Below are 13,704 nucleotides of genomic sequence, written 5' to 3'. Positions count from 1 at the left end.
ACGCAAGACTGAACGGTATGCAGATCGTACCCGTCGTCCTTATCAAGCGCGTGGCGTAACAGCCCGACTTGTCTAAGACGTCACGCGCGAACCCCTACGGAGCCAACAGGCACGAGGGGTTTTTTTATTGGCATCGTCAGTTTTGGCTTCGCTGAACACAGAAGCCGTACCGGGCACAACCCGGGACGGCCGTCGCATGACCGCATTGACCATGGATTAGCATCCGCAAAGGAAGTTCCGATGAGTAAGGGATCGCCAATCAGCCCTTCGCTGATGGCCTCGAAGGCAAATGCCGCTGCACGCGCCGCGGCAGCCAAGACCAAAGACGTAGCCGCTTCCGTGTCTGCGCATCCGGAAGCCGCGGATGAGCGCATCCAGGGGCCCAACAACACTGTTCCGCCCACCGAGATGACCGGCTCGCAGGCCATCGTCCGTTCGCTCGAGGAACTCGGCGTCGACGAAGTCTTCGGACTGCCCGGCGGCGCCATCCTGCCCACCTATGACCCGCTCATGGATTCCACCAAGATCCGGCACATCCTGGTCCGGCACGAGCAGGGTGCAGGCCACGCGGCCGAGGGCTACGCCATGGTGACCGGGCGGGCCGGCGTCTGCATCGTGACGTCCGGACCCGGGGCCACCAACCTCGTCACCGCCATTGCCGACGCCCATATGGACTCCGTGCCGATGGTCGCCATCACCGGCCAGGTTTCCAGCGCATTCATCGGCTCCGACGCCTTCCAGGAAGCCGACATCGTGGGTATCACGATGCCCATCACCAAGCACTCCTACCTGGTGACGGATGCCGCCGACATTCCCCGCGTGCTGGCCGAGGCCTTCCACATTGCGACGTCGGGCCGTCCCGGTCCGGTCCTCGTCGACATTGCCAAGGACGCGCAGCAGGCGAAGACCACTTTCTCTTGGCCGCCGAAGATCGATCTGCAGGGCTACCGCACCGTGGTCCGCGGACATTCCAAGCAGGTGCGCGAGGCTGCCCGCCTGATTGCCGCCTCGCAGCGGCCCGTCTTCTACGTGGGCGGCGGTGTGCTCAAGGCCAACGCCTCGGCGGAGCTGCTCGAACTGGCCGAACTGGTGGGCGCTCCGGTGGTCACCACGTTGATGGCCCGCGGCGTTTTCCCCGACTCGCACGAACTGCACGTCGGGATGCCCGGGATGCACGGTGCGGTTTCGGCCGTGACCGCCCTGCAGCAGTCGGACCTGCTGATCACCCTCGGCGCCCGCTTCGATGACCGGGTCACCGGGGTGCTGAGCTCCTTCGCACCCGGCGCCAAGGTCATCCACGCGGACATCGACCCGGCAGAGATCTCCAAGAACCGTCCGGCGGATGTGCCGATTGTCGGCTCGGTGAAGGAAATCATCCCCGAGCTGGCCGACGCCGTGCGCGGACAGTTCGAAACCGCGAAACCCGACATTTCGGCCTGGTGGGCCGTGCTGAACCGGCTGCGCGAAACCTACCCGATCGGTTACGCCACACCCGAAGACGGACTGATTGCCCCGCAGAAGGTCATCGAACGCATCGGTGCGATGACCGGCCCAGAAGGCGTCTATGTCGCCGGCGTGGGCCAGCACCAGATGTGGTCCGCACAGTTCATCAAGTACGAGCGCCCCCGGGCATGGCTGAACTCCGGCGGCCTGGGCACCATGGGCTATTCGGTGCCCGCGGCCATGGGCGCGAAGGTGGGCGCACCGGACCGGGTGGTCTGGGCCATCGACGGCGACGGCTGCTTCCAGATGACCAACCAGGAACTGGCCACCTGCCTGATCAACAACATCCCGATCAAGGTCGCCATCATCAACAACTCCTCGCTGGGCATGGTCCGGCAGTGGCAGACCCTCTTCTACGAGTCCCGCTACTCCAACACGGACCTCAACACCGGGCACGACACCGTGCGGGTCCCGGACTTCGTCAAGCTGGCGGAGGCATACGGCTGCGTGGGCCTGCGCTGCGAACGCGACGAGGATATCGACGCGACCATCGCCCAGGCGCTGGAGATCAATGACCGCCCTGTAGTGATCGACTTCGTGGTCAGCCGCGACTCCATGGTGTGGCCGATGGTTCCCACCGGTGTCAGCAATGACCTGATCCAGATTGCCCGCAACATGACTCCCACCTGGGAAGAGGAGGACTAGGAGATGGCCCGCCACACCCTTTCCGTGCTGGTAGAAGATGTTCCCGGCGTGCTGACCCGGGTCGCCTCGCTGTTTGCCCGCCGGGCATTCAACATCAATTCGCTCGCTGTAGGCCCCTCGGAGGTGCCGGGCATGTCCCGCATCACCGTGGTGGTCGACGCCGAGGGTGACCTGCTCGAGCAGGTCACCAAACAGCTGAACAAGCTCATCAATGTCATCAAGATTGTCGAGCTGGTTCCAGATTCTTCCGTGCAGCGGGACCACATCCTGGTCAAGGTCCGCGCGGATGCCGCAACCCGGCTGCAGGTAACCCAGGCAGCCGAGCTGTTCCGCGCCTCGATAGTGGATGTCTCCACCGACTCGCTCATCGTCGAAGCAACAGGCACCGCCGACAAACTCAACGCACTGCTCTCGGTGCTTGAGCCCTTCGGCATCCGCGAAATAGTCCAATCCGGAACCCTGGCCGTAGCCCGCGGTTCAAAATCCATGAGCGACCGCGCGCTGCGCAGCGCCTGAGTTCCACCACAGACCCTTGTCCTTAGACACCAGTAGACACCAGTAGGAGATAACCAAAGTGACTGACATGTATTACGACGACGACGCAGACCTGTCGATCATCCAGGGCCGTACGGTCGCCGTCATCGGCTACGGAAGCCAGGGCCACGCCCATGCCCTCAGCCTGCGCGACTCCGGCGTGGACGTCCGCGTGGGCCTCAAGGAAGGTTCCGCCTCGCGTGCCAAGGCAGAGGCCGAGGGCCTGCGGGTGCTGAACGTGGCGGACGCCGTCGCCGAAGCGGACCTGATCATGGTGCTTACCCCTGACCAGGTGCAGCGTTTCGTCTACGCCGAGGACATCGCCCCGAACCTGCAGGCCGGCGACGCCCTGTTCTTCGGGCACGGCTTCAACATCCGCTACGGCTACATCCAGCCGCCGGCCGACGTCGACGTCGCGCTCGTGGCACCCAAGGGCCCGGGCCACATTGTGCGCCGCGAATTCGAAGCCGGCCGCGGCGTCCCGGACCTGATCGCCGTGGAACAGAACCCCTCCGGAACCGCCAAGGAACTGGCCCTGTCCTACGCCAAGGCCATTGGCGGCACCCGCGCCGGCGTCATCGAAACCACCTTCACCGAAGAAACCGAAACGGACCTCTTCGGCGAGCAGGCGGTCCTCTGCGGCGGCGCGTCTCAGCTGATCCAGTACGGCTTCGAAACGCTGACCGAAGCCGGCTACCAGCCGGAGGTCGCCTACTTCGAGGTACTGCACGAACTGAAGCTGATCGTGGACCTGATGGTCGAAGGCGGCATCGCCAAGCAGCGCTGGAGCGTCTCGGACACCGCCGAATACGGCGACTACGTCTCCGGCCCGCGCGTCATCGACGAGCACGTGAAGGAGAACATGAAGGCCGTCCTGGCCGACATCCAGAACGGTGCCTTCGCCAAGCGCTTCATCGATGACCAGGACGCCGGTGCCCCCGAGTTCAAGGCACTGCGTAAGAAGGGTGAAGATCACCCCATCGAATCCACCGGCCGTGAACTGCGCAAGCTCTTCTCCTGGATCAAGAATGACGACGACTACACCGAGGGTTCGGTAGCCCGCTAGCCGGACCGTAATCTCCGGCGCCGATTCGTCCTGCGCCCGCACCTGCGCGATAAGCTCGAAAAGCAAGCCGAATCGGCAAGGAGGCCGGACCCCACGGGTCCGGCCTCCTGCACGAAATGCCCCATCACATCTTCCAATGCAAAGAAATCTTCAAAGAAATCTTCCAAGTGTAAAGAGGTCATCGGTGTCTGCCACCAAACCAGTCGTACTCCTTGCGGAGGAACTCTCGCCCGCCACCGTCGAGGCCCTCGGCCCCGACTTCGACATCCGCACCACCGACGGCGCCGACCGCTCCCAGCTCCTGGCCGCGATTGCCGACGTCGACGCCATCCTCGTGCGGTCCGCCACGCAGGTGGATGCCGAAGCGATCGCTGCCGCCAGGAACCTCAAGGTTATTGCCCGGGCCGGCGTGGGCCTGGACAACGTGGATATCAAGGCCGCCACCCAGGCCGGCGTGATGGTGGTCAACGCGCCGACGTCGAACATCATCTCCGCGGCGGAACTGACGGTGGGGCACATCGTGTCCCTGGCCCGGAACATTCCGCAGGCCAGCGCCGCCCTGAAGAACGGCGAATGGAAGCGCTCCAAGTACAGCGGCACCGAACTGTTCGAAAAGAAGATCGGCATCATCGGCCTGGGCCGCATCGGCGCCCTGGTGGCCGCACGCATGCAGGGCTTCGGCACCGAGATCCTCGCCTATGACCCGTACGTCACCTCCGCCCGCGCCGCCCAGCTGAATGTCCGGCTGGTGTCCCTGGATGAGCTGCTCGCCGAGTCGGACTTCGTCACCATCCACATGCCCAAGACCCCGGAAACCCTGGGCATGCTCGGCGCCGAGGCGTTCGAGAAGATGAAGGACACCGCCTACGTGGTGAACGTGGCCCGCGGCGGCCTCGTGGACGAAGCGGCCCTGTTCGAGGCACTGCAGGCAGGAAAGATCGCCGGCGCCGGCGTGGACGTGTTCGTCAAGGAACCCAGCACCGACCTGCCCTTCTTCGCCCTGGACAACGTGGTGGTCACCCCGCATCTGGGTGCCTCCACCGCCGAAGCCCAGGAAAAGGCCGGCATCTCGGTGGCGAAGTCCGTCCGCCTGGCCCTGGCCGGGGAATTGGTGCCCGACGCCGTGAATGTTGCCGGCGGCGTCATTGCCGAGGACGTTCGGCCCGGCATCCCGCTCATCGAAAAGCTGGGCCGGATCTTCACTGCTCTGGCCTCCGACTCCGTGACCGCCATCGACATCGAAGTAGCCGGAGAAATTGCCGCCCTTGATGTGAAGGCACTGGAGCTGGCGGCGCTGAAGGGGATCTTCACGGACATCGTGTCCGAGCAGGTCTCCTACGTGAATGCTCCGGTCCTCGCCGAACAGCGCGGCATCGAGGTCCGGCTGCTGACCACCCCGGACGTGGATGACTACCGCAACCTGCTGACCATCCGCGGCGCCCTGTCCGACGGGACCCGGCTTGAGGTCTCCGGAACCCTTACGGGTCCGAAGCAGATCCAGAAGCTCGTGGGCGTGAACGGCTACGACCTGGAAATCCCCATCAGCGAGCACCTCATTGTGCTGATCTACCAGGACCGTCCCGGCGTCATCGGCGCCTTGGGCCGGGTCCTGGGCGAAAAGGAGATCAACATTGCCGGCATGCAGGTGGCCCGCAACTCGGAGGGCGGCCAGGCCCTGTCCCTGCTGACCGTGGATTCCTCGGTGCCGCAGGACGTGCTGGAGGCACTGAAGCTCGAAATCGGTGCCACCGTGGCCCGCGAGGTGGACCTGCAGGACTAGCAGCACAGCCACTGTCCGGAGGGCAGCGCAGCACACCGGAAGGCCGGTCCCGAAGGGGCCGGCCTTCTCGCTACGCTGGGGCCATGTCACAGTCCCCGGCGGAGCAGGCCAGGCCGCCGCACGAGCGGCCCTGGACGGCGGGCGCCCTGCTGCTGGCGGCGTGTATCGGGCCGAGCGAGTCCTCCTGCCGCAGGGGGACTCCTGGTTGCCTTACCGCAGCATCGTGGGAACGGCGTGCACCATCAGCCTTTTTTACACCGTCGTCCTTCCGGGCCTCGCCCGCCGGACAGGACCGAAGCGACAAGTCCCGCTAAAACAGGGTAATTTTCTTATGTGACTTCTTCCGATTCCAAGACCCCGTTCTACATCACCACGGCCATCTCCTACCCGAACGGCGAACCCCACATCGGGCACGCCTACGAGCACATCGCCACGGACGCCATGGCCCGCTTCAAGCGCCTCGACGGCTACGACGTGTTCTTTATGACGGGCACGGACGAGCACGGCCTGAAGATGCAGCAGTCCGCGGACAAGGAAGGCGTTACCGCCAAGGAACTCGCGGACCGCAACTCCGCCGCCTTTAAGCAGATGGAAGCCGACATGGGCACCTCCTACGACCGGTTCATCCGCACCACCGACGCCGACCACTACGCCGCTGCGCAGGCCATCTGGAAGCGGATGGAGGAGAACGGCGACATCTACCTCTCCAAGTACTCCGGCTGGTACTCCGTACGGGATGAGGCGTACTACACCGAGGACGAGACCGAGGTCCGCGACGACGGCGTCCGTTACTCCAAGGAAACCGACACCGAGGTGACCTGGACGGAAGAGGAAAGCTACTTCTTCCGCCTCTCCGCCTACCAGGACCGGCTGCTGGCCCTGTACGAGTCCCAGCCGGACTTCGCAGCCCCGCGCTCGCGGTTCAACGAGGTCATCAGCTTCGTCAAGGGCGGCCTGGAGGACCTCTCCATTTCCCGGACCACCTTCGACTGGGGTGTTCCCGTGCCGGGCAACCCGGACCACGTGATGTACGTGTGGGTGGATGCCTTGACCAACTACCTCACCGGCGTCGGCTTCCCGGATACCGAAAGCGAAGCGTTCAAGAAGTACTGGCCGGCCGATGTGCACGTGATCGGCAAGGACATCTCCCGCTTCCACGCCATCTTCTGGCCGGCGTTCCTGATGTCCGCCAAGCTGGAGCTGCCTCGGCGGATCATGATCCACGGCTTCCTGCACAACAAGGGCGTTAAGATGTCCAAGTCCCTGGGCAACGTGGTGGCTCCGAAGGCCTGGGCCGAGCAGTACGGCCTGGACTCGGTGCGGTTCTTCCTGCTGCGCGAGGTGCCCTTCGGCGCGGACGGCTCCTACAACCACGACGCCGTCGTCGGGCGGATGAATTCCGACCTCGCCAACAACCTGGGCAACCTCGCCCAGCGCTCACTGTCCATGGTGGCCAAGAACTGCGGCGCAGCGGTGCCGCAGCCCGGAGCGTTCACCCCTGAGGACACTGCGCTGCTGGAAGCGGCCGGAAACCTGCTGCAGATCTCCCGCGAGGCCTACGAGGTCCAGGATTTCCACGGCGCACTGGAAGCCACCTGGAAGGTCCTCGGCGACACCAACGCCTACTTCGCCGATCAGGCACCGTGGGTGCTGCGGAAGACCGACGTCGAGCGCATGAACACCGTGCTCTACGTGACCCTCGAGGTGCTGCGCATGGTGGCCATCCTGATCCAGCCGGTGATGCCGGAAAGTGCGGCTAAGCTGCTCACCGTCCTGGGCCAGCCCGACGGGGACGCCCGCCAGTTCACGGCCATCGGCACTCCGCTGGTGCCGGGCACCGGACTGCCGGCTCCGACCCCCATCTTCCCGAAGTACGAGGAACCGGCCGAACAGGCCTAAGACATAAAAACACCCCCGGCAGGTTGCCGGGGGTGTTTTTGTCCTACTGGGCAGGTCAAGCAGGTTAGGCGGATTCGAGGAACCGCTCTGCGGCCGTCCGTTCCATCACGCCGGCAACGTCTTCCTGCTGCCGGCGGGCGGTTTCGGTGAGTTCCTGCAGGCGGGCCGTATTGAACCGGGGGTCCTTGGCCGAGAGCACCAGCAGGGTCCGCCACAGGGATTCCTTCATCCGGACCAGGGACTGCAGGGACTCCAGTTCCAGCTGTCCCGTGGCACCGCCGCCGGTGCTGAGCGGATTCAGCGGACCCAGCTTGCCGGCTGCGGCCCCCACCATGGCCGCAGCCGCCTTCACCTTGCTGCGCGAATAGCCCAGCGCATGGATCAGGGATTCCAGTTCGTCACGTTCATCGGAAATCTCTTCCGCGAGACGGGCGAAGGTCTCCTCATAGGGGGATCCCTCCCAGGTGCGCTGAGCGGCGGTGAACAGGCGGACACCCGTTTCCGCCCCGACCAGGTGGTCGTCCAGATAAGCGGCCAGGGATTCGTGTTCCGTCTGGAACTGCTGCATGTGCTCTCCTCACGTCGTCCGGATGCATCTCGTGGTGCCGGCTGAACTCAGCCTGCTTAGTAATTCATCCTGTTCAGTATCCTTGCAGATCGGCGCCCGGACCGCGAGGAGCTAGTCCGCTGCCAGCCCCGCCACGGGGGAGAGCCGTGCCGCCCGGCGGGCGGGAAGCACGGACGCCGCCAACCCGGCCAGGAGTGCTACGGCCAGGACTGCGACCAGCTGCAGCCACGGCAGCGACAACGCCACGGTGGTAAAGGAACCCAGCGCGGATTCCGCTCCCAGCCAGCCGTAGAGCGAGCCCAGGATGCTGCCCATCAGGGCGGCCACCCCGGCGATCAGCACGGCTTCCAGCGCGAGCATGCCGCGCAGTTGTCCCCGGGTCAGGCCCAGTGCGCGCAGCAGTGAGGACTCGCGGGTGCGTTCCAGTACAGACAGGGAGAGGGTGTTGGCCACACCCACCAGGGCAATCACCACTGCCACTCCCAGCAGTCCGGTGACCACCATCAGCAGGACGTTGATGACCTGTTCAAAAGCCCCCCGCTCAATGGCCGAGCCCGAGACTGCGTAGTCCTCCACGTCCACCGCCGCGGCGAGGTCGGTGCGCAGGTCCATCAGCTCGTTGGTGTTCAGGCCGTCGACCGCTGTAAGCCACAACTGTGGCTGCGGGGGATACATGTCTTCCGCCGCCGAGGCGGGCAGGCCGCCGAGGGCTTCGGCCGTGGAGGCGCTGATCAGCGGCTGCATCTGGCTGCTTCGTGAAACCACCACCTTCAGCTCGACGCTCTTGGACGCACCCTGAACCGTAAGTGTTTTTTCCGAGGTTCCCTGCGGCATCAGGATGACGCCTGACTCCAGTACCAGGGCGGAATCCTGCAGTACCTTCGCCGCGTCGGCAGGGTCCAGCGCATACACACCGTACGGTCCGTATTCCGTCTCGGTCATGCCAGCCGGCGGAACCAGCACCGCTTCCTCCACGCCCTCCACGGCACCGGAAGCTTCGGCGTCGGTGGAGGTGAACGGCGACTCGTCGGAGGGCCCGCTGATGCTGATATCCACCGGGTACTCGGCGGCCAGCACGTCGTCGAGGGAGGTCCGGACGGTTGCAGCACCCGTCATCATCATGGTCACCAGGGTGACGCCGATCAGCAGGGCGGAGGAGGTGGCGGAGGTGCGCTGGGGGTTGCGGACGGCATTGAGTGCCGCCAGTCTGCCCGGGACGCCCAACGGCGCGGCTATCCGGCCGACGGTACGCACCAGGGAAGGAACAAAGAGGGTGGCGCACATCAGCACGCCCACAAAGCTCAGCATGCCGCCGGGCAACGCAATCAGGAGGTTGCCTTTCACCGCTCCGACAGCCAGCAGTGCTGCGCCGCCGGCGAGCAGGACCATGCCGATGCCCAGGCGGACCCGGCCGCGCCGGGTCCCGGCACGGACGTCGTCGGCCGGACGCAGTGCGGCAAGGGGTGCTACGGCGGTGGCGGCGCGTGCCGGAACCAGCGAGGCCAGCACTGTCATCAGAATGCCGACACCCAGTCCGGCGATGACGGCCAGCGGGGAGACCGAAAGCGTTGCGAAGCCGCTCTCCGGGATGGTTTTCAGGTAGGCGATAATGCCGCCAACGAGTGTAATGGCTGCGAGGACCCCGGCAACTGAGGCCACGATGCCAACGATCAGTGCTTCCACGATGACGGAGCGGCGGATCTGCGAGCGGGCGGCGCCAATGCACCGGAGGAGGGCAAGTTCCCGCGTGCGCTGGGCCACCAGCACCGAAAAGGTATTGGAGACCACAAGGGCACAGACCAGCAGGGCCACGGCAGCGAAGGCCAGCAGGATGGTGGTGAGGATGTCCTCCCCTCCGGTGAAGGAGGCAACCACAGCGTCCGTCTGTTCCTGCGCGGTGCGGACGTACACACCCTCCAGGCCGCTGATGTCCTGCTCCAGTGCTGCGCGGACGTCCTCCACTGAGGCGCCGTCGGCCAGTGCCACCTGGATACTGGTGAAACCGGACTCGGGCTCACCGAATTCAGCCGCCGTCGCAGAGGTCGAATACAGCTGCGGGGTTCCCATGAGCTGCGGGTCCTTGGACGCGGACACCAGGGCAGTGACCGTGAGCTCGGCCGTTTGTTGCTCACCTGTGGGGTCATCGATAAAGGCGGTGAGGGGTAGCACCGACCCCTCGGTCAGCTCCTGGCGCTCGGCCGTATCCTTGTCCACGGCCACTTCGTTGTCAGCGACCGGGAGCGTTCCCTGGAGTATGTCCACGGGGAAGAGGTCCGCGTGCTCAGAGGTGTTGCCCAGCTGGGCGACGTTCAGGTCCTTGCCGAAGGCGACGTAGGACTGCCGGGCCGCGTAGATGCCCTCCACGCCGGGGGTGTCCCGGACCAGGGCGGCGGTTTCTTCATCCAGTACGGCCGCGTCCGCACTGTACATATCCCTGGTGACGAGCAGATCGGCGTTCCGGTACGCCTCCCCGACGCTCTGCGTCAGCGAGGCCTTGGACGAGGAATTGATGATGAGGGTGGCGGTGAGGAAGCCGACGGCTATCAGCACCGCCAGGGAAACGGCGATGAACCGCCGGGCGTTCAGGCGCACCTGCGCCAGGGCTACCTGCAGCATGCTTATGCCCCCAGCTTGGTGAGGGCGGCGAGCACGGACTCGGGGGTGGGCTGTGCCAGTTCCCCGACCAGGGCGCCGTCGTTCATCAGGAGCACACGGTCCGCATAGGAAGCGGCCACGGGGTCGTGCGTCACCATGATGATGCTCTGGCCGAACTCCTTGGTGGAGCGGCGAAGGAGCGAGAGCACCTCGGCGCCGGACTTGGAGTCCAGGTTGCCGGTGGGTTCGTCGCCGAAGAGTACATGCGGGCGCGTCAGCAGGGCCCGGGCCACCGCCACGCGCTGCTGCTGGCCGCCGGAAAGCTCGTGGGGGCGGTGCCGAAGCCGGTCCCGCAGGCCGAGGGTTTCGGTGATGAAGTCCAGCCATTCACGGTCCACGGTGCCGTTGGCCAGGGATACCGGCAGTGTGATGTTCTGCTCCGCGGTCAGCGTGGGCACCAGGTTGAAGGACTGGAACACAAATCCGACGCTGTCGCGGCGAAGGCGGGTGAGCTCGGCGTCCTTCAGCCCGGTGATTTCAGTGCCGCCTACCCAGATGCGGCCCGAGTCTGCGGTGTCCAGGCCGGCCAGGCAGTGCATCAGGGTGGATTTTCCGGAGCCGGAGGGGCCCATGATGGCGGTGAACGTACCGGATTCGAAGCTTACGTCCACGTCCTTCAGGGCGTGGACGCGGGTGTCGCCGGTTCCGTAGGTCTTGTTCAGGAGCTGTGCGGCGGCGGCGAGACGCGGTTTTCCGGAGCCGGCCGCAGGGGAATGCTGTGCAAGTGATGTCATACCGCCACAGTATTGCCGGGGCGCATGCGGTTACATCGGAGGGCAGGAGGTCATTTTTCTCCCCGTCTCATACCGTGGGTGGAAGGGGGCCGGCCAGCCGGTAGGACTCGCGGAGCAGCTCGGACAGTTCGTCCGGAGGCAGATGCTCCAGCCGGGCCAGGAGGAGCAAGGGGGACCGGTTGTGGTGCGGCGTCCAATAGAACAGGTCCGGCTGCAGCGCCGCCAGCGCCTCACGTTCGGCGCTCTTCACGGTCAGGACATCTTCCTCCCACATCCGCGCCATCAGGGTACGGGCGAACCAGGCCGGCTGCTTCCAGCTGAGGCGCTCCGTCACGCCGGGGAGGGAGAGGCAGATGGAGCGAACGTCGTCGACGGTGACCATCTCCCTAGGGTGCGACAATCCCCGTCTCGTAGGCAATGACCACGGCCTGGACCCGGTCCCGGGCCTCCAGCTTGGCCAGGATGTGTCCCACATGGGTTTTCACGGTGGCTTCGGACAGGTACAGCTTCGCCGCGATTTCCGGATTGGACAGGCCCTGCGCAATCAGGGTGAACACCTCGTGTTCGCGCGGGGTCAGGGAGGCGACGGCGTCGGCATGCCGGCTGCCCGGCGCACCGGCCGTGCGCAGCAGTGGAGCGACGTGGTCCAGCAGGCGCCGCGTGGTGGACGGTGCAATGACGGCGTCCCCGCGGTACACGGTCCGGATGGCCTCCAGGAGTTCCTCGGGCGGTGCGTCCTTCAGGAGGAATCCGCTGGCACCGGCCTGGATGGCGGTGAGCGCGTATTCGTCCAGGTCGAAGGTGGTCAGGACTACGACCTTCGGTCCGCCGCCGGTGTCTCCGTCCAGAATCCGGGAGGTGGCTTCGATGCCGTCCATCCCGGGCATGCGCACGTCCATCAGTACGACGTCGGCAGACACGGCTGCCAGCGCGGCCAGCGCCTCGCGGCCGTTACCGGCTTCGGCAACAACCTTGAGGTCCGGCTGTGAATTGATCAGCATCCGGAACCCGCCGCGCACCAGTTGCTGGTCATCAACGAGGAGTACCCGGATGCGGGCTGCGGGCTCGGTGGACGGGTCGGACGCTGCAGTCCAGGGGGAATCCGGCACTGGTGCTAGGCCTCCGTGTAGGGAATGAATGCTTCAACGCGGAATCCTCCGCCGGCCGCAGGGGCGGCCTTCAACGTTCCATCGTAGAGGGACAGCCGCTCGGCCATGCCCTTGATGCCCTGCCCGGCGCCGTCGTCGTATAGTGCCGACGCCGCGCCCAGCCCGTCGTCGTCGACGCCCAGTTCCAGTCCGCCCGGAGTCCACCGTAGGGTGACCTCGGCGCTCGCATCCCGTCCCGCGTGTTTGAGTACGTTCGTCAGGGATTCCTGGACCACACGGTACGCCGTCAGCTCTGCCCCCGGAGGAAGGGGGCGGCGGGGTGTTCCCGTGATGCTGAGGGTGGTTTCCATTCCGCTGCGCTTGACCGTTCCCAGCAGTTCCTCGAGGTCGGCGAGGGAAGGGAGGGGACGGGTGGAAGCGGCTTCATCGCCACGCAGGACGCCAAGCAGGCGGCGCATCTCCCGCAGGGAACCACGGCCCGTTTCCGCAATGACGCCCAGCGTCTTCGGTGCGATCTCCGGGTCCTCGGCGCTCGCATACCGGGCACCGTCGGCCTGGGTGATGATCACGGAGAGTGAGTGCGCCACGATGTCGTGCATTTCCCGGGCGATATGGCTGCGCTCATCGGCGGCGGCGAGTTCACGTTCCTGTTCGCGTTCCACTTCGAGCCGATGTGCCCGGTCCTGGAGCGCCTGCACGGCCAGCCGCCGGGTGCGGGTCAGGTCGCCGAACGTCCATGCCACCAGGACCACCGCTTCGACGGCGACGAGGTCGATGACGGCGATGACGGAAGTGCCCTCCCCGGCGATGTCGGGGAAGATATACCGGATCAGGAAGAGTGCCCCGCCGATGGCGGCCAGGGCCAGTCCGGCAATGCTCGCCCAGCGCGGGGCGAAGGCAGCCAGGGAATACACAGTGACCAGCACGAAGATGTCTGCCGGCAGGCCGGTGACCGGGACCAGGAAAAGCTGGAGGACACAGGCAGCGGCTTGGACGGCGGCTGCCGCCACCGGGCGGCTGCGGCGCCAGGCCAGGCTCATGCAGATGGCCGCGGACAGGAAGAACTCGACGTTTTGTCCTCCTCCCGTCAGCAGGAAGGGGACGGCGAAGATGAGCGTGGCAGCGATTGCCTGCCAGAAGTTCACTTTCCCGGAGTTCGCCTGCAGCCAGGCATAGAGTCGTCGGTGCACGAGCATGGAAACCAACTTTAG

The 13,704-nt window shown here is 65.6% G+C and carries 11 protein-coding genes; 5 read left to right on the top strand and 6 right to left on the bottom strand.

Annotation, left to right across the window (positions count from 1 at the left end; translation table 11 throughout):
* The first annotated feature begins 240 nt into the window (after positions 1-240).
* The 5 genes from N2K99_RS10915 (at position 241) to metG (ending at position 7,427) form a co-directional block, all read left to right on the top strand.
* Positions 241-2,148, top strand: a complete 1,908-nt coding sequence (locus N2K99_RS10915) for an acetolactate synthase large subunit (protein ID WP_227933216.1) — start codon at positions 241-243, stop codon at positions 2,146-2,148.
* Between the two features lie 3 nt (positions 2,149-2,151).
* The gene (gene ilvN, locus N2K99_RS10910; protein ID WP_227918205.1) at positions 2,152-2,664 is read left to right on the top strand and encodes an acetolactate synthase small subunit; all 513 of its coding nucleotides are present in this window, start codon (positions 2,152-2,154) and stop codon (positions 2,662-2,664) included.
* Positions 2,665-2,722: 58 nt separating this feature from the next.
* Entirely contained in the window at positions 2,723-3,748 is a 1,026-nt protein-coding gene (gene ilvC, locus N2K99_RS10905) for a ketol-acid reductoisomerase (protein WP_227918204.1), read from the top strand.
* Between the two features lie 136 nt (positions 3,749-3,884).
* Positions 3,885-5,528, top strand: a complete 1,644-nt coding sequence (gene serA, locus N2K99_RS10900) for a phosphoglycerate dehydrogenase (RefSeq protein ID WP_227933217.1) — start codon at positions 3,885-3,887, stop codon at positions 5,526-5,528.
* 333 nt (positions 5,529-5,861) lie between these two features.
* Positions 5,862-7,427: a methionine--tRNA ligase gene (gene metG, locus N2K99_RS10895; RefSeq protein ID WP_227933218.1), complete on the top strand. Its 1,566-nt coding sequence runs from the start codon at positions 5,862-5,864 to the stop codon at positions 7,425-7,427.
* 64 nt (positions 7,428-7,491) lie between these two features.
* Here the strand turns inward: metG and N2K99_RS10890 are convergent, their stop codons facing one another.
* The 6 genes from N2K99_RS10890 to N2K99_RS10865 all read right to left on the bottom strand — a co-directional run bounded on the left by N2K99_RS10890 (position 7,492) and on the right by N2K99_RS10865 (position 13,689).
* On the bottom strand, positions 7,492-7,995 hold the full coding sequence (locus N2K99_RS10890) for a hypothetical protein (RefSeq protein WP_227918201.1): 504 nt from the start codon (positions 7,993-7,995) through the stop codon (positions 7,492-7,494).
* 111 nt (positions 7,996-8,106) lie between these two features.
* Positions 8,107-10,611, bottom strand: coding sequence for an ABC transporter permease (locus N2K99_RS10885; protein ID WP_227933219.1), 2,505 nt, complete (start codon positions 10,609-10,611; stop codon positions 8,107-8,109).
* A 2-nt stretch (positions 10,612-10,613) separates the two neighbouring features.
* Positions 10,614-11,384, bottom strand: coding sequence for an ABC transporter ATP-binding protein (locus N2K99_RS10880; protein WP_227933220.1), 771 nt, complete (start codon positions 11,382-11,384; stop codon positions 10,614-10,616).
* 67 nt (positions 11,385-11,451) lie between these two features.
* The gene (locus tag N2K99_RS10875) at positions 11,452-11,766 is read right to left on the bottom strand and encodes an MmcQ/YjbR family DNA-binding protein (protein WP_227918198.1); all 315 of its coding nucleotides are present in this window, start codon (positions 11,764-11,766) and stop codon (positions 11,452-11,454) included.
* Between the two features lie 4 nt (positions 11,767-11,770).
* Positions 11,771-12,385, bottom strand: a complete 615-nt coding sequence (locus N2K99_RS10870; protein ID WP_312847336.1) for a response regulator transcription factor — start codon at positions 12,383-12,385, stop codon at positions 11,771-11,773.
* 113 nt (positions 12,386-12,498) lie between these two features.
* A complete protein-coding gene (locus tag N2K99_RS10865) occupies positions 12,499-13,689 on the bottom strand; it encodes a sensor histidine kinase (RefSeq protein WP_227933221.1) in 1,191 nt (396 codons plus the stop codon).
* Between the last annotated feature and the right edge of the window lie 15 nt (positions 13,690-13,704).

This window comes from Arthrobacter sp. zg-Y1110 (assembly GCF_025244865.1).
GTDB lineage: Bacteria > Actinomycetota > Actinomycetes > Actinomycetales > Micrococcaceae > Arthrobacter_B.
Note: the sequence above shows the minus strand (reverse complement) of the source record. Positions and strands in the feature narration are given on the sequence as shown.

Excerpts from the sequence above, each read along its gene's own strand:
- N2K99_RS10915 (WP_227933216.1), top strand. The coding sequence starts at position 241 with ATGAGTAAGGGATCGCCAATCAGCCCTTCGCTGATGGCCTCGAAGGCA.
- ilvN (WP_227918205.1), top strand. The coding sequence starts at position 2,152 with ATGGCCCGCCACACCCTTTCCGTGCTGGTAGAAGATGTTCCCGGCGTG.
- serA (WP_227933217.1), top strand. The coding sequence starts at position 3,885 with ATGCAAAGAAATCTTCAAAGAAATCTTCCAAGTGTAAAGAGGTCATCG.
- N2K99_RS10890 (WP_227918201.1), bottom strand. The coding sequence starts at position 7,995 with ATGCAGCAGTTCCAGACGGAACACGAATCCCTGGCCGCTTATCTGGAC.
- N2K99_RS10885 (WP_227933219.1), bottom strand. The coding sequence starts at position 10,611 with ATGCTGCAGGTAGCCCTGGCGCAGGTGCGCCTGAACGCCCGGCGGTTC.
- N2K99_RS10880 (WP_227933220.1), bottom strand. The coding sequence starts at position 11,384 with ATGACATCACTTGCACAGCATTCCCCTGCGGCCGGCTCCGGAAAACCG.
- N2K99_RS10875 (WP_227918198.1), bottom strand. The coding sequence starts at position 11,766 with ATGGTCACCGTCGACGACGTTCGCTCCATCTGCCTCTCCCTCCCCGGC.
- N2K99_RS10870 (WP_312847336.1), bottom strand. The coding sequence starts at position 12,385 with ATGCTGATCAATTCACAGCCGGACCTCAAGGTTGTTGCCGAAGCCGGT.
- N2K99_RS10865 (WP_227933221.1), bottom strand. The coding sequence starts at position 13,689 with ATGCTCGTGCACCGACGACTCTATGCCTGGCTGCAGGCGAACTCCGGG.